Below are 19,982 nucleotides of genomic sequence, written 5' to 3'. Positions count from 1 at the left end.
TTTATAAAAATTGTTGTATATTATTTCTTGTCGAAACACGACAGGACATGAAGATTCAATACTTTATCAAATCAGCGTATGAATCTTTACCTTTTATAATAACAAATATTCATGTATCTGCCAAGTAGCAGAAAATCATTTTCAGGAGGAATACATTATGAAAGAAAAAGTTGTACTTGCATACTCAGGTGGTCTTGATACCACAGCACTGATCCCGTGGCTGAAAGAAACCTTTGATTACGAAGTTGTCTGCTGCTGTGTAAACTGCGGACAGGGAAACGAACTGGATGGTCTGGATGAGAGAGCGAAACTTTCCGGAGCTTCCAAATTATACATCGAAGACATCGTTGATGATTTCAGTGACAACTACATCATGCCATGCGTACAGGCAGGTGCTGTATACGAACACAAATATCTGCTCGGAACATCCATGGCTCGTCCGGCTATCGCAAAGAAACTCGTTGAGATCGCACGTAAAGAAAACGCCGTTGCTATCTGCCACGGTGCTACCGGTAAAGGTAACGACCAGATCCGTTTCGAACTTGGTATCAAAGCACTTGCTCCGGACATCAAGATCATTGCTCCTTGGAGAATGACAGATGTATGGACCATGCAGTCCCGTGATGATGAGCTCGCATTCTGCCAGGCTCATGGAATCAACCTTCCATTCGATGCAAGCCACAGCTACAGCCGTGACCGTAATTTATGGCACATCAGCCATGAAGGTCTGGAACTTGAAGATCCTTCCCAGGCTCCGAACTATGACGACATGCTCGTTTTAAGTGTAACTCCTGAAAAAGCACCAGATAAAGAAACAGAAGTAACCATGACATTCGAAGAGGGTGTTCCGAAAACTCTCAACGGAAAAGCAATGAAAGTTTCCGAGATTATCACAGAACTCAACCGTCTTGGCGGCGAAAACGGTATCGGTATCGTTGATATCGTAGAAAACCGTGTTGTTGGTATGAAATCCCGTGGTGTATATGAGACTCCTGGCGGAACTATCCTGATGGCAGCTCATGAGCAGCTTGAGGAACTGATTCTTGACCGTGATACCATGGAAGCCAAGAAAAAGATCGGCAGCCAGTTCGCTCAGGTCGTATACGAAGGAAAATGGTTCACACCACTTCGTGAAGCACTCCAGGCATTCGTAGAATCTACTCAGAAATATGTAACCGGTGAAGTGAAATTCAAACTTTACAAAGGAAACATCATCAAAGCTGGTACAACTTCTCCGTACAGCCTGTACAACGAATCTCTTGCATCCTTCACAACAGGTGATATGTATGACCACCACGATGCAGACGGATTCATCACACTGTTCGGTCTTCCGCTCAAAGTTCGTGCAATGAAATTACTGGAAGTTGAAAAGAACAAAAACAACAAATAAATAACCGTCATTCTTATATCCCGGCAGTCTGGCTTTTCAGGCTGCCGGAATTTTTATGCAGATCTGTTATCATTCAACATTTTTATTTTGAGAAATTTTGTACAAATTTTTCATGCAATATTCTCCATGCAACTTATGAATTTGCATTTGACAGAAAACTGTTCCTATTTTATAATAATTTCATAAACAACACCACAAAGCTTATATAGGTCCATAATTGGTTGGACGTCTCTACCAACTACCGTAATAGTTGCCTATAAGTGTTACTGGTCACAGTAACTCGTCGGGCAAAAATATTCGGTATTTTTTTTGCCTGCCGACGTGTTTCATCAGCAAAAAGGAGGTAGCTTTTATGACCAGAAATCCAGCCACATTTGCACTCAGAGGCGCTGTATGTTTCAGCACAGATCCCCAACATCTGACCTGTTTTGAGGACGCTTATCTTGTCTGTCAGAATGGTCGGACTGTCGGTGTTTTTCCGGAAATCCCAGAGCAGTTTCACGGTATTCCATGTGAAGATTTCAAAAAATGCCTGATCATCCCGGGAATGAACGATCTTCATCTGCATGCCCCACAGTATGCTTTTCATGGTATGTATATGGATCTGGAACTGCTTGACTGGCTGAACACAGTCACGTTTCCGGAAGAATCCAGATATGCAGATCTGAATTATGCAGAAAAAGCATATTCTATCTTTGCCAATGATTTAAAACACAGTGCCACAACCCGCGCTTCTATCTTCGGCACTTTACATGTGGATGCAACAGAACTTCTGATGGACCTTATGGAGAAAACCGGTCTCAAAACCTTTATAGGTAAAGTAAATATGGACCGCAACGGCTCTCCGGCTCTCCAGGAAGAAAGTGCTGTTGTTTCTGCAAAGGACACTGTCCGCTGGCTTGATGATACCTCAGGAAAATATGAGAATGTCAAACCGATTCTCACCCCTCGTTTTACCCCTTCCTGTACAGATGAACTCATGACCAGACTGGCAGAGATCCAGCGAACTTACCGTCTCCCGGTACAGTCTCACCTTTCCGAAAACCAGGGCGAAATTGCCTGGGTAAAAGAATTATGTCCAGGAACTTCTTTCTATGGAGAAGCCTACGATCAGTTCGGACTTTTTGGCGGTAAACAATGCCCGACGATCATGGCCCACTGTGTCTACAGTTCCGACGCAGAGCTCTCTCTTATGAAAGAACGGGGTGTATTCATCGCCCACTGTCCACAGTCCAATACCAATCTCTCTTCCGGTATCGCACCGGCAAAGCGTTATATTGAAGCGGGACTTCATATCGGACTCGGTACAGATATCGCCGGTGGTCACTCCCTGTCCATGCTTCGCGCAATTGCAGACGCCATTCAGGTATCCAAGCTTCGCTGGCGTCTGGTGGACGATTCTCTGAAACCGCTTTCACTGGAAGAAGCCTTCTATATGGCTACTATGGGCGGTGGCGCATTTTTCGGAAAAGTCGGCACTTTCGCGGAAGACTATGAGTTTGATGCACTGATTCTGGACGACAGCAGTCTCCGGCATCCTCAGCCCCTCACGGCCAGAGAACGACTGGAACGACTGATCTATCTCTCAGATAACAGCTGCATCGCCGGAAAATATGTTTCCGGAAACAAAATCTTTTAGTGCATACATCTGCACAACACGAAGGGGGTACTTATATGAATCTCGACAAAATTTTCCACCTGAAAGAAAACCACACAGATGTCAAAACTGAGGTTATGGCAGGAATCACAACCTTTATGACAATGGCCTATATTCTGGCTGTCAACCCGAATATCCTGTCTGCTTCCGGCATGGACCGCGGATCTGTCTTTACAGCAACCGCACTGTCCGCATTTATCGCAAGCTGCCTGATGGCACTTCTGTCCAACTATCCATTCGTTCTTGCTCCTGGAATGGGCCTGAACGCATACTTTACCTACACCGTAGTTCTTGGTATGGGATACACCTGGCAGCAGGCACTTGCAGCAGTATTTGCAGAAGGTATTATCTTTATCCTGCTTTCTCTCACCAACGTGCGTGAAGCGATCTTTAACTCCATTCCGATGAACCTGAAACATGCCGTATCCGTAGGTATCGGTCTCTTTATCGCATTTATCGGACTCCAGAACGCCAAGATCGTTGTTGGAAATGACTCTACACTGGTCAGCATCTTTTCCTTCAAATCCTCTGTAGCGGATGGAACTTTTTCCTCACAGGGAATCACCGTACTGCTGGCCCTGATCGGTATCCTGGTAACCGCTATCCTTCTTGCAAAAGACGTTAAGGGAAGTATCCTCTGGGGCATTCTGATCACATGGGTACTTGGAATCATCTGTCAGCTGACACACCTGTATGTACCAAATGCAGACCTCGGATATTATAGCCTGCTTCCTGATTTCTCAAACGGAATCTCTGTACCAAGCATGGCTCCGACCTTTATGAAGATGGACTTTTCCATTGTATTTTCACTGGATTTCGTAGTCATCATGTTTGCATTCCTGTTTGTAGATATGTTTGATACTCTTGGAACTCTGATCGGTGTAGCTTCCAAAGCTGACATGCTCGATAAGGACGGCAAGCTTCCAAAGATCAAAGGTGCTCTTCTCTCTGACGCTGTCGGAACAACTGTAGGTGCTATGTGCGGTACTTCCACCGTTACCACCTTTGTAGAAAGTGCTTCCGGTGTTGCAGAAGGCGGACGTACAGGTCTTACCTCCATGGTAGCAGGTATCCTGTTTGCTCTTTCCCTCCTTCTTTCCCCGATCTTCCTGGCAATTCCTTCCTTTGCCACAGCACCGGCTCTGATCGTCGTAGGTTACCTGATGCTGACTTCTGTTACAAAGATCGATTTCAGCGATATGACAGAAGCGATCCCTTGCTTTATCGCGATCATCGCAATGCCATTCATGTACAGTATTTCCGAAGGTATCTCCATGGGAGTTATTTCTTATGTAGTGATCAACCTGATCACCGGAAAGGCAAAAGAAAAGAAGATCAGCGCACTGATGTACGTACTTGCCGTACTGTTTGTGCTGAAATATATTTTCATCTGATTTTATAATTATTCATGCAGGCTCTGTCTACGCAGGGCCTGTATTTTTTTATTTTCGCCCTTTATCAATGCATAGTTATGCAGTATAATACAAGGAGCAATTCGTTAGTATCCAATACGTTAATTTACACGAGGAGAAACATTATGAAAAAAGAATCTGTTCCGGTCAGGAATTCGCTTTTGCTTTTGCTGACCGCCACCATCTGGGGTGTCGCCTTTGTCGCTCAAAGTGTCAGCATGGACTACATCGGTGGCTTTACCTTCAATGCAGTCCGTAACCTTATCGGTGCTCTTACTCTGCTGCCGGTCATCTGGGGGCTTGGCAAGGCAAAATCTGCCGAAGAAAAGAAACGTATCCCGTCATCTTCCGACCGAAAAACCCTGATCACAGGAGGTATCTGCTGTGGTATCCTGCTCTGTCTGGCAAGCAATTTTCAGCAGTTCGGTATCAAATATACCACCGTCGGTAAGGCCGGATTCATAACCGCATGCTACATTATCATTGTCCCGGTAATCGGCATCTTCCTTAAGAAAAAATGCAGCCCTTTTATCTGGATTGCCGTTGTCCTTTCCCTGTGTGGACTTTATCTTCTGTGTCTGACTCCAGGCGAAGGATTCGCCATCGGTAAGGGCGAACTGCTTGTGTTGATCTGTGCAGTACTTTTTTCCCTGCATATTCTGGTCATCGATCATTTTTCGCCTCTGGTGGACGGTGTCAAAATGTCCTGCATCCAGTTTCTGGTCTGCGGAATTCTTTCCGGAATCCCGGCACTTCTCTTTGAAAGTCCGAATCTTTCCGGAATTTTCGCCGCCAAAGTTCCGATTCTTTATGCAGGAATCATGTCCTGTGGTGTTGCCTACACCTTGCAGATCGTTGGACAGAAAAATATGAATCCTACGGTTGCATCACTCATTCTCAGTCTGGAATCCTGTATTTCAGTTATCGCCGGATGGCTGATCCTTGGACAGAACTTAAGCGGACGTGAGATTTTGGGCTGTGTGCTGATGTTCAGTGCAATCATCCTGGCACAGCTTCCGCAAAAAGAGACGGCTGTTTAACATATAATTTCCTGCATATACAAGAAAAAAGTCATCACTTTCAGAATTGATACACTCCACCTTCTGATCGTGATGACTTTCTTATATTCGCATATTATTCAAACAGATATTTCCCGTTCTGTCAGCTTCACTCTTCGTCTTCTTAAATCTCACCTTTGGCTTTCAGATGCTCTTTGATCTTCTCAAAGCTCTCATCGCTGACATCATGCTCCATCTTGCAGGCATCTGCTCTGGCAACTTCATCACACACACCCAGACCTTCCAGCATTTTTGTAAGAACTGTATGACGCTCATAAATTCTGTTCGCAATCTCTGCTCCCTTTTCCATCAATGTCACAGTACCATAACGGTCCATAGCAATATACCCATCTTCTCTGAGAAGTTTCATTGCATGACTGACACTTGGCTTGGACACCCCGAGCATAGTCGCAATATCAACGGAACGAACTCCGCCGCCTTTCTTAGATAAAACAAGGATTGCCTCCAGGTAATCCTCCGCCGATTCTCTGATTTGCATAAAAAATACCTCCCATATGGGTACATAATACCACAGATTTACCCTGAATTCAACAATTGTTTTTCGGAACTAACTTTATGTCTCTGAACACATTTCTCCGCACACAGCAGTGCTTCCGACATACAATCTTTATTTATCATCTCCGGTAAGACGGAGAATATCGCGGATTTCATCAACCTTCATATCCAGGATGATCGCCAGTTCATCAATCGTGAAAGCATTTTTTTCATCTTCCCCGTCATTCAGATCACGAACATCTTTCTCCAGTTTCTCCACACGTGCTACCAGACTGTCATCTTCAAATTTTCTCTGTGTCTGTTCTTCCAGGACAAGCAGAATTCCCCTGCGAATTTCCGCAAGAAGCCATTCTTCATCTCTACACTCTTCTCCCGCATTTCCCAACGCCTGAATAAGGCAGAGATTTGCCTCCTGAATCAGATCTGCAAGCTGCATTTCTTCTATATTCATTTCTACAGCCATGTCTGCCACTGTTTTCATATAATAAGAAGTAAGTGCCTGTGCAGCTTCCTGCCGCCCCTCTGCCAGTGCCACAAACAGCCTGTCAATATCCATATCCGGAAGTTCCGGCAGCTCTGCAACATACTCTTTCAGATAAGCTTCCTCTTCTGCCGTCAGCGGAACCTTTTTTCGTTCCGTTTCTTTTGCTTCCGCACCTGCTGTTTCCATTCCCTCGATCATGATTCCCTGTGAAGTGAGATATTTGAGTACTCCAAGAAGCTGGCTCTTGTCTAAATCACAGCCTTCAAATACCTGGCGAATCTCTGCAACTTCAAGCGTATTATCATGCTTTTTTGCAATTTCCTGCACTTCTTTTAGTTTATCCTGAAATTCCTGTACGTTCATTTTATATTTCTCCTTTATTCAAACAGATTTATTTTTCTCACATTTATAAAATATAAAAACTAAATATTTTCGGACTGAAAATAAACCGATGCTTTTATAATTCGATTTTTATTGTAACATTTTCTATACTTTTTTTTCAACAGGATGTACTCTGTTTCTACTAAATTTCTTTTGATGATATTTGAGATTTTCTTATTTTTTTCCACTTTTTATGGCAAAATCAAAAACTTTTTTTGCCCTCAAACCATTGTAAAATCAGGCTTTTTCGGGTTCTTCAAAAAAAAATTAAAAAAAATCGAAAAAAGCTGTTGACATTTGCATATCGCTATAATATAATATGTCTTGCGTTGAGCGACAGAGCAAAACGCAAACAACTAAATACCGTTAACGGGGTGTGGCTCAGCTTGGCTAGAGCGCCTGGTTTGGGACCAGGAGGCCGCAGGTTCGAATCCTGTCACCCCGATGCTGTAAACAAATACCGTTTCAGCGACATGCGGGTGTAGTTCAATGGTAGAACACCAGCCTTCCAAGCTGGATACGTGGGTTCGATTCCCATCACCCGCTTCTCTGTTGCGAAGCAGAGGAATGTGTCTGTAGCTCAGCTGGATAGAGCAACGGCCTTCTAAGCCGTGGGTCGGGGGTTCGAATCCCTTCAGGCACGCTGTGGTGGGTATAGCGCAGTTGGTTAGCGCGCCAGATTGTGGCTCTGGAGGCCCAGGGTTCGAATCCCTGTATCCACCCTCGCCTTTGGGCTATCGCCAAGCGGTAAGGCACAGCACTTTGACTGCTGCATTCGCTGGTTCGAATCCAGCTAGCCCAGTCTTTTATATGGGATATTAGCTCAGTTGGTAGAGCACTTGACTTTTAATCAAGTTGTCCGGGGTTCGAATCCCCGATGTCTCATTTTAAAGCATTATCGTTTAACGGTAATGCTTTTTTCATACTACTTTTACGTCACACAGATGTGACATAAAACTATTATTTTGCGGATGTGGCGGAATTCTTAGTTCTTGAACATCAGTTCAAGATCAGGCAGACGCTAATCGATTTATCGATTGTCTGACAATTCCGTTTTGTCTGTTTATTTATTATTTTGCGGATGTGGCGGAATTGGCAGACGCGCCAGATTTAGGTTCTGGTGTCCACGACGTGCAGGTTCAAGTCCTGTCATCCGCAGTTTTATTCAGGTCGTAAGGACCGCAAAGGGATTTTGCAAACCGCAAAGGGACTTCGCCAGTCCCTCTGCACACCCTTGGCTGAAAAGCAAAGGATTTCTTCGTTTTTCAAATAGGAAATGTATCGAACAACAGCAGGAGACTTCTCTCTCGTATGGGGAAGATTTCCTGCTGTTTTAGCATTCTATTGGTTTAATTGGCCATAACTTTAACTTCTTCCATGGTCATCCAGTGCCCTCCCCAAATATGCAAAAAGACCCCAGCCCACAGTTCTTACCTGTTGGGCTGGAGTCTCATGTACGTACTTTATTCAAATATTCTACAGATATCGAATCTCAACGGTCATCTCACCACCAGGAGCAGTCTCGAGAACCGCGTAACTGGGCTTTCTGCCGCGTTGTCTCGGATAGGACAGACTTCCCGGGTTAACCGCCAGAATGCCGTCTATTTCCTCAATTACAGGCTTGTGAGTATGCCCAAAGAATACCATATCACACTCTCTGGCTTTTGCTTCTTCTGCAACACCTGAAATATCCATAGATACGCCATAATAATGACCATGTGTGACCAAAACACGTTTTCCCTCAATCTCTATCACATCTTCTCTCGGAAGGTCTGAAAAGAAGTCATTATTACCTGAAACAATACAGCAGGGACACTCTGCAAGAGCTTCTATAAAAATCTCTCTTCCCTCTACATCCCCGCAATGCGCCAGCATATCAAACGGTGTTTCCAGCATCACCGCTCTTTCCAGATTTTCATCACGTCCATGGGTGTCACTGACAATCAGTACTTTCATCGAAGTTCATCCTTTATAGCACGCAGAGCTTTTCCTCTGTGGCTGATCTTATTCTTTTCTTCCATGGAAAGTTCTGCTGAAGTACAACCATATTCAGGAAGATAAAAGATTGGATCATAACCAAATCCGTTGGCACCGCTCTCTTCATAACCGATCCTGCCTTCCATGGCTGCCCGCACTGTTTTCATGCTTCCATCCGGAAATGCCGCAGCGATCGCACAGACAAATCTGGCAGTTCTCTTTTCATCCGGAACACCTTCCAGTCTCTCGATCAGCTTCGCGTTCTTAATATGATAAGAAGTATCTTCACCCATATAACGTGCGGAATAGATTCCCGGTTCCTTATTCAGATAATCTATCTCCAGTCCAGAGTCATCTGCCAGTACGATCTCTCCTGTCAGATCACAGATTGCTTTTGCCTTGATCTGTGCATTTTCTTCAAAAGTTTTTCCGTCTTCTACAATATCCGCATGGATTCCGGCATCTTTTAAAGAAAGAAGCTCTATGTCCAGATCCCCGAGAATTTCACGGATTTCTTTCATTTTTCCCTGATTGCCTGTAGCAAAAATTACTTTTTTCAATCTTTTTTCCTCCTTGGCGGTTTCGGCCCCAGAAACTGATAATAATAGGTCTTAAGCATACCGTTATAGATCTTACGGTTTTTGTCAGCTTTGCGTCCAATATCATTTTCCGCACGGTCATAAGACGTGATCAGATACATCGACCATTTATCGAGTCGATTATAGCTCTCTCCGATCTCTCTGTACAACTGTGGAAGTGCTTCTTTTTCTTCCAGACGTTCACCATATGGCGGGTTTGTGATGATGAATCCATATGGTTTCGGATGGCTGAGATCCCTGACTGCTCTCTGCTGGAAATGAATAAGTTTGTCCACCCCTGCCATTTTGGCATTGGCACGTGCGGATTTCAACGCCTCCGGATCAATATCATATCCCTGGATGTCCGTATCAACATCCAGATTCACGCGATCCTGTGCTTCCTCTAACGCATCATACCAGCATTTGCGCGGAACCAGATGCTTCCAGTCTTCTGCAAGGAAAGAACGGTTCATTCCCGGTGCCATGTCTGCTGCTATCATAGCCGCTTCGATCGGGAATGTACCACTTCCACAGAATGGGTCAACCAGAATTCTGTCTTTATTCCATGGTGTCAGCATGATCAGTGCCGATGCCAGAGTTTCTGTGATCGGTGCTTTGACTGTCATCTGACGGTATCCTCTTTTATGAAGAGAAACACCGGAAGTATCGATTCCGATTGTCGCCACATCCTTCATAAACGCTACACGGATCGGGAAACTTGCCCCATCCTCCGGAAACCAGGAGATTCCATAAACCGTTTTCAGTCGTTCCACGATTGCCTTCTTCATGATCGACTGAATATCGGACGGACTGAACAGGGCACTCTTTACAGAATTTGCTTTTGCCACCCAGAATTTACCGTCCTTCGGAATATATTCTTCCCACGGGATTGCCTTTGTTTTCTCAAAAAGCTCGTCAAAAGTCACTGCCTTGAACTCGCCTGTTTTGAGCAGGATCCTCTCTGTCGTGCGCAGAAACATATTCGCCTGTGCAATGCCTTCTGCATCCGCCAGAAACGTAACCTTACCGTCCTCGACCTTGCTGATCTCGTATCCAAGATCCAGAATCTCACGTTTCAGAACCGCCTCCATGCCAAAGTGACATGGTGCGATCAATTCCATATATTTCATCCAAGCCTCATTTCCTTGATGATATTTCCATCAAAATCTTTGATCGTAAATACTTTGTCTTCCAGAACTGCATATGTAGGCGGATTTCCTTCTTTCGGAATGGATACAGAACCCGGATTCAGAAGGATGTATCCTTCTCTCTGCTCTGCTTTCAGCACATGTGTATGACCGTGAATCAAAATATCACCTTCATGAAACGGCGGCAGATTATTTTCATTATAAACATGTCCATGTGTCGCATAAAAAGTCAGCCCGTCAATTACCAGAATACAGTAGTCTGCCATGACCGGAAACTCCAGGACCATCTGATCAACTTCTGCCTCACAGTTTCCCCGTACTGCGTAAATATCATTTTTCATTCCATTCAACATTTTGATAACTTCCTTTGGTGCATACTCTTTAGGAAGATCATTTCGTGGTCCGTGATAAAGCAGATCGCCCAGCAGCACCAGGCGTTCTGCCTGCTCTTCTTTATATTTTTCCAGCATCATTCGACAATAATATGCCGAACCATGTACATCCGATGCAAACATGTATTTCATATAGATTCTCCTCTTACTATTTTAGCATGATCTGCAGCTGCTTCTTTTGTCCACAGCTACCGTTCCTTTTCTTATTTACCTTATCATGGTTATCGCGAAATTACAAGATTTCTTCCTCTGTATGCTGCAAATCCGCCAATAACAGACCGCGTCCGGTATCCTCTTCTGACAAATTCTCTTGCCGCTGCCATACTCGCGCCTCCTCTGTCACAATAAAAAACAAGTGTTTTATTCACCGGAAGATCGTTTCTGTTTTCCAGTTCTTCATATGGAATGCTGACTGCCCCCGTCACATGACTGCTGTCATATGCTTCTTCATCTCTGAGATCTATGATCAAAGCATCCGTACGCCCCACATAATAGTCGAGCATTTTGGCTGAAATTGTTTCAATAGGAAACATGACAAACCTTCCTTTTTTATTTATCATATGTTTCTTTTTCTTTTCGGTGCATGCCCTGCCTTTTTCCCGAAGCAGACGAACATCAATGACAAAGAGGCCGGCACATGGCCAGCCTCTTTTAAAGAGAAGGGAAAATCCTGTTTTGCTTTAGTATCTGTCAGAGTAATCACTCTGTTCCTTATCATATGCATTGGAAGTTCTGTTTCCGTAGCTGTTTCTGGACACATTCTTAGAACTGTTCTTGGAACTGTTTCTGCTGTCCATCGCATTCTTATCGGAAGTTTTATCTGTGCCGTAGTTTTTCGCTTTGTTTTCGCTTTCATAATTTTTTGCCATTTGTACATTCCTCCTGGTTCATTTTGTAATGTAACTTCATTACATCCGTTAGTATGGCCCGGACAACAAAAAAATATTCACAGCTTTCTGCATTCTTTCCAGAAACAAACCGCTCTTAACGATGGATTATTTTTTCCATTTATAAATATTTCGTTATCAGATTTTTACTTTAAAACAGAGAAATACCCGGTAGGGGAGCTACCGGGTATCTCAAGGGGAGTATAAATAATTAAATAAGGGGTTATGTAAAAAGAATTTTTGAAGGGTTAATCCTTTTTACATTGAAGATTATAATATAATTTTATGAAAAAAGCAACAACATTTCATGAATAAGTTGCCTGCTTTTGTCCAAATATGTTACCGTTTCTGTGCACAATGCGTTCATCTCAGACAACCCAACAGATCTCCCCTCCACAGCCTTTCACAATTTTAAATAGTAATGCCCACCCAGCTGTGGTATAATAATTCCGAATTTGAGCTGTCTGCCCTGTGCAGATAAGAAAGAGAGGATAACGTGGAGAGAAAAATCATCCAAGTAGAAGACAAAGTACCTGTTAACCTGTTAATACCACTGAGTATCCAGCACATGTTTGCCATGTTCGGGGCATCTGTCCTGGTACCATTCATGTTTGGTATCAACCCTGCCATCGTTCTTTTGATGAACGGTATCGGAACACTTTTATTCATCCTGATCACCAAAGGCAAAGCACCGGCCTATCTCGGTTCCAGTTTTGCATTCCTGTCACCTGGACTTCTGGTCGCATCCAAATTCGGATTCCAGTATGCCCTGGGCGGTTTTGTGGTCCTCGGTATCTGCGGTATGATCGTTGCGCTGATCATTCGCCAGTGCGGAACCAACTGGATTGATATTGTTCTTCCAACCGCTGCCATGGGGCCGGTAGTCGCTCTGATCGGTCTGGAACTTGCCGGAAGTGCTGCAAGCACAGCCGGACTTCTTGATGAACAGGTCGATATGAAAAATGTGATCGTATTTCTGATCACTCTCGGAGTTGCCGTATTCGGTCAGATCCTGTTCCGCGGATTCTTATCCGTCATCCCGATCCTGATTGCGATCATTGCCGGATATGTAGCAGCCGCTGCCTGTGGAATCCTTGATTTTACTGCTGTAAAAGAAGCTGCATTCTTTGCACTTCCGAATTTCCAGGCACCGAAGTTTAATCTTGAAGCAATCCTGACTATCCTTCCGGCACTTCTTCTTGTAACTTCCGAGCACATCGGACATCAGATCGTAACCAGCAAGATCGTCGGCAAGGATCTTCTGAAGGACCCGGGGCTTCATCGTTCCCTCTTTGCAGACTTCTTCTCAACAACAATATCCGGTTGTCTTGGTTCCGTACCGACTACCACCTATGGTGAAAATATCGGTGTCATGGCCATGACAAAAGTCTACAGTGTTCAGGTCATCGGCGGCGCCGCAGTTCTTTCTATCTGCTGCTCTTTCCTTGGAAAACTTGCAGCCCTGATCAACACGATTCCTGGTCCTGTTATCGGCGGAATCTCCTTCCTCCTGTACGGCATGATCGGAACTTCCGGTCTTCGTATGCTAGTAGACAATCAGGTAGATTACAGTAAATCCCGTAACCTGGCACTGACTTCTGTAGTATTTATCGTAGGACTTTCCGGAATCGCTCTGAACCTTGGTAATGTAAAGCTCACCGGTATGGTTCTTGCATGTGTAGTTGCCATGGCATTAAGCCTTATCTTCTATATTCTTGATAAGCTGCATCTGACAAATGATCTGTAAGCCGCATTTTACAGTGCTCTGTAGATATATTTCCGGGCATGCTCCGGAATGATATTTTTACAAATATGTAATACGAATAAGTTCCCGGTCTGAACACTCAGGCCGGGATTTTAGAAATGGAGAAAGAAATGAAATCCTATCATCAGAAATTTGTATCCGACCATCCCTATGAATCCGCTCCTATGGCAGAGATTTCCGGTTTTCCGGTCCGTCCAGGTGTCTACGACCTGAATGGAGCTACCCCGCTGCAGAATGGTGTAAATTTTACCATTCATACCTGTGGCGGAACCTCCTGTGAGCTGCTTCTGTTTCATCGTGCGCAGGAAGAGCCTTTTGCCGTGCTTCCTTTTCCTGAAGCCTACAAGATCGGAGACGTTTATTCCATGATCGTCTACGGACTGAATATTGATGAATTTGAATATGCCTATCGTGTAGATGGCCCGTACTGTCCGGAAAAAGGACTGCTGTTTGACAAAAATAAAATCCTGCTGGATCCATATGCCAAGGCAGTGGCCGGTCAGCGTACCTGGGGCATCCGCTGGGATCACACCTATCATGCCCGTGTCGTCAAAGACCGTTTTGACTGGGGTGACATGCCACAGTCCAAAAGAGAACTCTGCGATCTGATCATCTATGAGCTTCATGTCCGCGACTTTACCCACCACCCTTCTTCTGGTGTACAGCATCGCGGAACTTTTTCCGGACTTATGGAAAAAATCCCATATCTGAAAGAACTTGGAATCAATGCAGTCGAACTGATGCCAATCTTTGAGTTTGATGAAACAATGAATTCCCGTACTGTAGACGGCAAACAGCTCCTGGAATGCTGGGGATATAATACCGTTGGATTTTTTGCACCAAACAGCAGCTATGCGGCCGCCAATGAACATAACCGCGAAGGCACCGAATTGAAAACGCTGATTAAAGCACTTCATGATAACGGCATTGAAGTCATCCTGGATGTTGTTTTTAATCATACTGCGGAAGGCAATGAAAAGGGAAATACATTCAGCTTCAAGGGGTTTGACAACAATATCTATTATATGCTGACTCCGGACGGGAATTATTATAACTTCAGCGGCTGTGGAAATACCCTGAACTGTAACCATCCTGTCGTACAGCAGCTGATTCTGGAATGTCTGCGTTACTGGACGATCAATTACCGTGTTGACGGATTCCGTTTTGACCTTGCAAGCATCCTTGGGCGAAACGAGGATGGTTCTCCTATGAACAATCCTCCGCTGCTCCGTACCCTTGCAGATGATCCGATTCTGAGTAATGTAAAACTGATTGCAGAAGCCTGGGATGCCGGTGGACTTTATCAGGTAGGCAGTTTTCCTGCAAGCGGACGCTGGGCAGAATGGAACGGCAGATATCGTGATGCACTCAGAAGTTATCTCAAAGGGGATTCCTGGAATGCATGGGATGCCGCATGGAGTATTTCCGGTTCCGGTGATCTCTATGGTGGATATTATGACAATACACACAGCAACTATGCCGGTTATAATTCCTGCGTCAATTTTCTGACATGTCACGATGGTTTTACCCTGTATGATCTTTATTCTTACAATGACAAGCATAACGAAGCCAATGGCTGGAACAATACAGACGGTGCGAATGACAACCGTAGCTGGAACTGTGGTGCAGAAGGTGAAACAGATGATCCTGAAGTTCTGGCTCTTCGTCGCAGAATGATACGAAATGCCTGTGCAGTCCTGATGTGCAGCCGTGGAACACCAATGTTCCTGGCCGGGGACGAATTTGGAAATACCAAGTTTGGAAATAACAACAGTTACTGTCAGGACAATCTCACTTCCTGGCTGGACTGGCGTATGCTCGAAAAGAACAGAGAACTTTTTGAATTCTTTAAGTTTATGATTGCATTCCGCAAAAAACATCCGGTTATCCACAAGCAGCTGCCGGCTTCAGTCTGTGGAATGGATCTTATCCACACGCATAATGTGAATGCGGAGGAAACCGATATTCCAAGAGATGCGCGAACATTCTGTGTAAGTTTCGCAGGATATGATAAGGAAAAGGGAAAAGATGATCTGATCTATGTTGCAGTCAATACATTCTGGGAAGATGTCACCATCACACTGCCGAATCTTCACGGAAGGGGCGCATGGCATTTAAGCGTCAACACGTATGGCGATGGAAATGGACAATACTGCTACCCGGAAGGACAGGAAGCTCGGATTGATGGAAGTTTCGTGATGCGGCCCAGAAGCGTGGCGGTGTTCACAGGAAGAGATTATTAAATAGGGGATTAAACCAAAACATCTTCTCTGTATAGCAAAAACTCCCTCTCTGAAAACGGCTTCGGAATTCAGAGAGGAAGTTTTTATACCCAGAAAGTTCCTGCCAAAGACTCCCTTTATCCATTTTCATTTGTCAAGCCATTGACGGATGATATTTTCACTAACCTTAAGAACCCTCGCAATTTTTTCAATCGAATCTCCTTCTTGAAAAAGCAAAATTGCAGTTTCTTTCGCCTTGCTCTCTTCTCCAGCCTCAAGTCCTGCTTCGTATTCCGCTCTCCGGAGTTTCTTTTCTTCCTCTTCTTTGTCATACTCAAATATACTCATCGCAATAACCTCCAATCGGTTCTTCCGTAGAAAATCTCTCAGGATTCCTTCCCGGATGCACTCGTCCACTGCACGTTCTACTGCCGCATCCAGATCCATTTCTGCTCTCCATGTTTTACTACAATTTGTACTAATTTAGATTGACAATCCTTTACAGCTATTATATAATAATAATCAAGAAATGAGTTCTTTTACTGAGTACGGTTAAGCAACCTGAAAAGGTATCTCATTTCTTTTTTATTTCTATGATATCATATAAATACATTTTATGCTCTTTTGAGCATCTCATGACCATTAATGCATTAAAAATATTATATCTTTCTATATTCCCCTCTCTGCCATACACAGGTAATGCAAATTTACTCTCATATTTATACCATCCATATTTTGCATCTTTAGCATGTTTTTCTTTTCGGTTCTCTTCATAATATTTTCCCACCGCAATTTCTATCATTTCTGGAATAGCCTGCGCTGCATTAGCCTTTGCCTTTGCACTTGTCCCTTTAAGTCTATGTGTATAATTGGAATTAGCATATTCATCCGGCAAATCCGTTCCAATATAAACAATTTCCTTGGTATCCGCTATACTATAAAATTCTCCCACATATTGCTGCAAATACGCTTCCACATCATTCCAACATATTTTTCTTCTTCCCTTAAAAATAATATCATTTATAACAACAATCTTATCTCCATTTAAGTCCTTAATGATATTTACATTTCTATTTTGCCGATTTTCATTGTTTTTTGCCATAAGTACTACCTCCTGTTCTCGCAGGAGATAAGCATATAAACTACTAGCAATCATTACACTCAAAACTCCTGCTTTTCTTATTTATTTGGATTAAAAGCATGGATTTCTGAAGTGAATTAAGAAAAATAGACGACATCACTGCCCTGAACTTATAGAAAATATGCTTTGTATTTATAGTACTATTTGTTCTTCTATGTTGCAAGAGATTTTTCTATATAACGGAAGATGGTATCTCATGTGTACTCCTACCTTTCACCCAACCACCAGTGGCGTCCGTCGCCACTACCCCCAGATAAAGTCCGGTGAGATATGAGAGAAAAGAAAAAACTCCAGCCAGGAATCCCTGTGATTATCATCTGAATCTGGTTCGCCTGAAAAAATTCGTCCAAGTATCGGAATGTACAGGTTTTTGCGTTGATACAGAAAATGCTGCTGTCTGAGCATCTTTGATGCGAGTTCAGCACTTTTCTGTATCGTTTTTAGCAAAGTTCTGTACTTCCTGATACTTTAGAATTTTTGAATTGAACCATGTTCAGATGATAACTCACAGGACTTCCCCACTGGAGTCTTTTTTTCTCAATTCCTCACCGGGAATTCTTTATCACTTTTTAATCTGTCCATAATAAGCATTCTCTCCATGTTTCCGGTAATAATGCTTATCCTGCAGTTCCTGCGGTGCCGGTTTTACATGTGGATTGATCAGCTCACAGCGGCATGCCATCTTGGCAACTTCCTCAAGTACCACTGCATTATGCACTGCTTCATGTGCATCCTTACCCCACGTAAACGGTCCGTGATTCTTGCAGAGTACAGCCGGAACAGCCTCATAGTCAAGCTTTCTGAAATGATCTGCGATCAGAATACCTGTATTCTTCTCATAAGCTTCCTCAATCTCATCTTTTGTCAGATTACGTACACATGGAACTTCCCCATAAATATAATCTGCATGCGTCGTTCCGTAGCACGGAATCGCTCTGCCTGCCTGTGCCCAGCTTGTTGCCCATTCCGAATGTGTATGTACGATTCCTCCGATATTTGGGAATTCATTGTAAAGAACCACATGAGTCGGAGTATCAGAAGACGGATTGTATTCTCCCTCTACTTTATTTCCCTGAAGATCTACCACTACCATATCTTCTGGTTTCAGCTTTTCATATTCCACACCGCTTGGTTTGATAACAAACAGACCTTTTTCACGGTCAATACCACTGACATTTCCCCAGGTAAATGTTACAAGACCATATTTCGGCAGATCCATGTTGGCTTTGTATACCTCTTCTTTTAATTTCTCAAGCATTCTCTTTCTCCTCCTTTTATGTGTTTCTTAAACGACTCCAGGGGCACTGCTCACTCCGTTCACAGTACCCCGCATTTCTTAATATTTTTTACCAGATTTTTGATTCCACTGCTGCCCGTTCGATCGGCAGGCCTTTGAGATATCTGTCCATAAACTTGTTGAATCCTTCTACGCCTTCCGGTTTCGGATCAAGAGTGCTTCCTTCATTTCCGGCAAATACACGATTGTCCAGGAATTCATCCAGAGTCTCTCCGTCTTTCTTGTCTACGAGATAAGCTGCCAGAAGTGCGATTCCCCATGCGCCGCCCTCACCTGCGGTTGACATAACAGATACCGGTGCATTCACTGCGTCTGCAAGGATCTGCTGTCCGACACCTTTGGTCTTGAACAGTCCGCCGTGTCCTAAGAGTCTGTCGATCTTGACATGCTCCTGGTCGATCAGGATGTTTAAGCCCACGCGCATTGCTCCAAGGCAGGTGTAAAGATTAGTTCTCATAAAGTTTGCAAGTGTAAATTTGCTCTCAGGAGAACGAACGAATAACGGACGTCCTTCTTCGAATCCTGTCATATGCTCTCCGGAGAAATAGCAGTATGACAGAAGTCCGCCGCAGTCCGGATCACCTTCCAGTGCTTTGTTGTAAAGGGTTCCGAACAGCTTGTTCATATCCACTTCCATTCCCATTGCTTCTGCAAATTCCTTAAATACATTTACCCATGCATTCAGGTCAGAAGTACAGTTGTTGGAATGTGCCATGGCAACAGCATCGCCGGCCGGTGTGGTTACCATATCGATTTCTTTGTATGGTTTGGAAAGTGCCTTTTCCAGAACGATCATTGCAAATACGGAAGTACCTGCGGATACGTTTCCTGTGCGCTGTTTTACGCTGTTGGTAGCTACCATGCCGGTTCCTGCGTCACCTTCCGGCGGGCACATCGGGATTCCGGCTTTGAGTCTGCCTGTCGGGTCAAGGAACTTCGCACCCTCTTCTGTCAGAGTACCGGCATCCTGTCCTGCGACCAGAACTTCCGGCATGATATCACGGAGTTTCCACGGGAATCCGTAAGGCTCTACCAGTTTGTCAAATTTCTCAACCATTTCCTGGTTGTAATCTTTTGTCTCAGAATCAACAGGGAACATTCCTGCTGCATCACCGATACCAAGAACACGTTTTCCTGTCAGCATACGGTGTACATAAGCTTCCAGTGTGCACATGTAGTCGATATCTTTCACATGCTCTTCTCCGTTCAGGATCGCCTGATACAGATGTGCAATACTCCATCTCTGCGGGATATTGTACTGGAAAAGCTCCAGAAGTTTCTCAGAAGCTTCTCCTGTGATGTTGTTTCTCCAGGTACGGAATGGAACCAGAAGCTTCCCTTCCTTGTCAAATGGCATATATCCATGCATCATGGCACTGATTCCAAGTGCACCGACACTTGTCAGCTCTACTCCATATTTCTCCTGAACATCCTTTACCAGATCGCTGTAGCTTCCCTGCAGACCGTTTCTGATATCATCCAGAGAGTAGGTCCATACACCGTTTTCATAACGGTTCTCCCACTCATAGCTTCCGGATGCGATCGGATTATATTTGTCATCTACCAGAACCGCTTTGATTCTGGTAGATCCGAACTCTATTCCAAGTGCTGTTTTGTTATTTAAAATAGCTGTCTTTGCTTCACTCATTATAAAATTCCTCCCGAATGTTTTGCTCG

Annotated in this window: 18 protein-coding genes, 7 tRNA genes and 1 riboswitch; of the genes, 13 read left to right on the top strand and 12 right to left on the bottom strand. The window is 44.1% G+C overall.

The window, feature by feature from the left end; all coding sequences use genetic code 11:
* Positions 1-157: 157 nt before the first annotated feature.
* From KQI91_RS07260 to KQI91_RS07245, 4 genes are all read left to right on the top strand, one after another.
* Entirely contained in the window at positions 158-1,390 is a 1,233-nt protein-coding gene (locus tag KQI91_RS07260; RefSeq protein WP_022213603.1) for an argininosuccinate synthase, read from the top strand.
* A 181-nt stretch (positions 1,391-1,571) separates the two neighbouring features.
* Positions 1,572-1,667, top strand: a riboswitch (purine riboswitch).
* Between the two features lie 75 nt (positions 1,668-1,742).
* On the top strand, positions 1,743-3,029 hold the full coding sequence (locus KQI91_RS07255; protein ID WP_216392182.1) for an amidohydrolase family protein: 1,287 nt from the start codon (positions 1,743-1,745) through the stop codon (positions 3,027-3,029).
* A 35-nt stretch (positions 3,030-3,064) separates the two neighbouring features.
* Positions 3,065-4,441, top strand: a complete 1,377-nt coding sequence (locus KQI91_RS07250) for an NCS2 family permease (RefSeq protein WP_216392181.1) — start codon at positions 3,065-3,067, stop codon at positions 4,439-4,441.
* Between the two features lie 143 nt (positions 4,442-4,584).
* Positions 4,585-5,499, top strand: coding sequence for a DMT family transporter (locus KQI91_RS07245; RefSeq protein WP_216392180.1), 915 nt, complete (start codon positions 4,585-4,587; stop codon positions 5,497-5,499).
* Positions 5,500-5,641: 142 nt separating this feature from the next.
* On the opposite strand, the gene KQI91_RS07240 is transcribed toward KQI91_RS07245, so the two are convergent.
* Positions 5,642-6,016, bottom strand: coding sequence for a metal-dependent transcriptional regulator (locus tag KQI91_RS07240; protein ID WP_216392179.1), 375 nt, complete (start codon positions 6,014-6,016; stop codon positions 5,642-5,644).
* Positions 6,017-6,145: 129 nt separating this feature from the next.
* Positions 6,146-6,880 carry a hypothetical protein gene (locus KQI91_RS07235; RefSeq protein WP_216392178.1) on the bottom strand — a complete coding sequence of 245 codons (735 nt, stop codon included), beginning with the start codon at positions 6,878-6,880 and terminating at the stop codon, positions 6,146-6,148.
* A 388-nt stretch (positions 6,881-7,268) separates the two neighbouring features.
* Between KQI91_RS07235 and KQI91_RS07230 the strand changes: the two genes are divergently transcribed.
* The 7 genes from KQI91_RS07230 (at position 7,269) to KQI91_RS07200 (ending at position 8,056) form a co-directional block, all read left to right on the top strand.
* A tRNA-Pro gene (locus KQI91_RS07230) sits at positions 7,269-7,343 on the top strand.
* Positions 7,344-7,373: 30 nt separating this feature from the next.
* A tRNA-Gly gene (locus tag KQI91_RS07225) sits at positions 7,374-7,444 on the top strand.
* Between the two features lie 23 nt (positions 7,445-7,467).
* Positions 7,468-7,541, top strand: a tRNA-Arg gene (locus tag KQI91_RS07220).
* Between the two features lie 5 nt (positions 7,542-7,546).
* Positions 7,547-7,620, top strand: a tRNA-His gene (locus KQI91_RS07215).
* 8 nt (positions 7,621-7,628) lie between these two features.
* Positions 7,629-7,700 (top strand) — tRNA-Gln (locus tag KQI91_RS07210).
* Positions 7,701-7,710: 10 nt separating this feature from the next.
* A tRNA-Lys gene (locus tag KQI91_RS07205) sits at positions 7,711-7,783 on the top strand.
* A 192-nt stretch (positions 7,784-7,975) separates the two neighbouring features.
* A tRNA-Leu gene (locus tag KQI91_RS07200) sits at positions 7,976-8,056 on the top strand.
* A 318-nt stretch (positions 8,057-8,374) separates the two neighbouring features.
* Here the strand turns inward: KQI91_RS07200 and KQI91_RS07195 are convergent.
* The 6 genes from KQI91_RS07195 to KQI91_RS07170 all read right to left on the bottom strand — a co-directional run bounded on the left by KQI91_RS07195 (position 8,375) and on the right by KQI91_RS07170 (position 11,862).
* Positions 8,375-8,854, bottom strand: coding sequence for a metallophosphoesterase family protein (locus KQI91_RS07195; RefSeq protein ID WP_216392177.1), 480 nt, complete (start codon positions 8,852-8,854; stop codon positions 8,375-8,377).
* Entirely contained in the window at positions 8,851-9,435 is a 585-nt protein-coding gene (locus KQI91_RS07190) for an XTP/dITP diphosphatase (protein WP_216392176.1), read from the bottom strand. The genes KQI91_RS07195 and KQI91_RS07190 overlap by 4 nt, the downstream gene beginning before the upstream one ends.
* Entirely contained in the window at positions 9,432-10,583 is a 1,152-nt protein-coding gene (locus KQI91_RS07185; RefSeq protein ID WP_216392175.1) for a THUMP domain-containing class I SAM-dependent RNA methyltransferase, read from the bottom strand. The genes KQI91_RS07190 and KQI91_RS07185 overlap by 4 nt, the downstream gene beginning before the upstream one ends.
* On the bottom strand, positions 10,580-11,125 hold the full coding sequence (gene yfcE / locus KQI91_RS07180; protein WP_216392174.1) for a phosphodiesterase: 546 nt from the start codon (positions 11,123-11,125) through the stop codon (positions 10,580-10,582). The genes KQI91_RS07185 and yfcE overlap by 4 nt, the downstream gene beginning before the upstream one ends.
* 89 nt (positions 11,126-11,214) lie before the next feature.
* Positions 11,215-11,526 carry a rhodanese-like domain-containing protein gene (locus KQI91_RS07175; protein ID WP_216392173.1) on the bottom strand — a complete coding sequence of 104 codons (312 nt, stop codon included), beginning with the start codon at positions 11,524-11,526 and terminating at the stop codon, positions 11,215-11,217.
* Between the two features lie 147 nt (positions 11,527-11,673).
* Complete coding sequence (locus KQI91_RS07170) at positions 11,674-11,862, bottom strand: hypothetical protein (RefSeq protein WP_216392172.1); 189 nt, start codon at positions 11,860-11,862, stop codon at positions 11,674-11,676.
* Between the two features lie 514 nt (positions 11,863-12,376).
* Here KQI91_RS07170 and uraA point away from each other — a divergent pair.
* Both uraA and KQI91_RS07160 read left to right on the top strand, forming a co-directional pair.
* Positions 12,377-13,627 carry a uracil permease gene (uraA, locus tag KQI91_RS07165; protein WP_216392171.1) on the top strand — a complete coding sequence of 417 codons (1,251 nt, stop codon included), beginning with the start codon at positions 12,377-12,379 and terminating at the stop codon, positions 13,625-13,627.
* A gap of 128 nt (positions 13,628-13,755) precedes the next feature.
* Positions 13,756-15,888 (top strand): glycogen debranching protein, encoded by a 2,133-nt coding sequence (locus tag KQI91_RS07160; protein ID WP_216392170.1) that lies wholly within the window; start codon positions 13,756-13,758, stop codon positions 15,886-15,888.
* Between the two features lie 126 nt (positions 15,889-16,014).
* Here the strand turns inward: KQI91_RS07160 and KQI91_RS07155 are convergent, their stop codons facing one another.
* The 4 genes from KQI91_RS07155 to KQI91_RS07140 all read right to left on the bottom strand — a co-directional run bounded on the left by KQI91_RS07155 (position 16,015) and on the right by KQI91_RS07140 (position 19,953).
* The gene (locus KQI91_RS07155; protein ID WP_216392169.1) at positions 16,015-16,314 is read right to left on the bottom strand and encodes a helix-turn-helix domain-containing protein; all 300 of its coding nucleotides are present in this window, start codon (positions 16,312-16,314) and stop codon (positions 16,015-16,017) included.
* A 127-nt stretch (positions 16,315-16,441) separates the two neighbouring features.
* On the bottom strand, positions 16,442-16,969 hold the full coding sequence (locus KQI91_RS07150; protein ID WP_216392168.1) for a hypothetical protein: 528 nt from the start codon (positions 16,967-16,969) through the stop codon (positions 16,442-16,444).
* A gap of 601 nt (positions 16,970-17,570) precedes the next feature.
* Positions 17,571-18,266, bottom strand: a complete 696-nt coding sequence (locus KQI91_RS07145) for an L-ribulose-5-phosphate 4-epimerase (RefSeq protein ID WP_216392167.1) — start codon at positions 18,264-18,266, stop codon at positions 17,571-17,573.
* An 88-nt stretch (positions 18,267-18,354) separates the two neighbouring features.
* Positions 18,355-19,953, bottom strand: coding sequence for a xylulokinase (locus tag KQI91_RS07140; protein WP_216392166.1), 1,599 nt, complete (start codon positions 19,951-19,953; stop codon positions 18,355-18,357).
* Positions 19,954-19,982: the final 29 nt, after the last annotated feature.

Origin of the sequence: Blautia sp. MSJ-19 (genome assembly GCF_018918125.1) — a bacterium.
Classification (GTDB): Bacteria; Bacillota; Clostridia; order Lachnospirales; family Lachnospiraceae; genus Blautia_A.
Note: the sequence above shows the minus strand (reverse complement) of the source record. Positions and strands in the feature narration are given on the sequence as shown.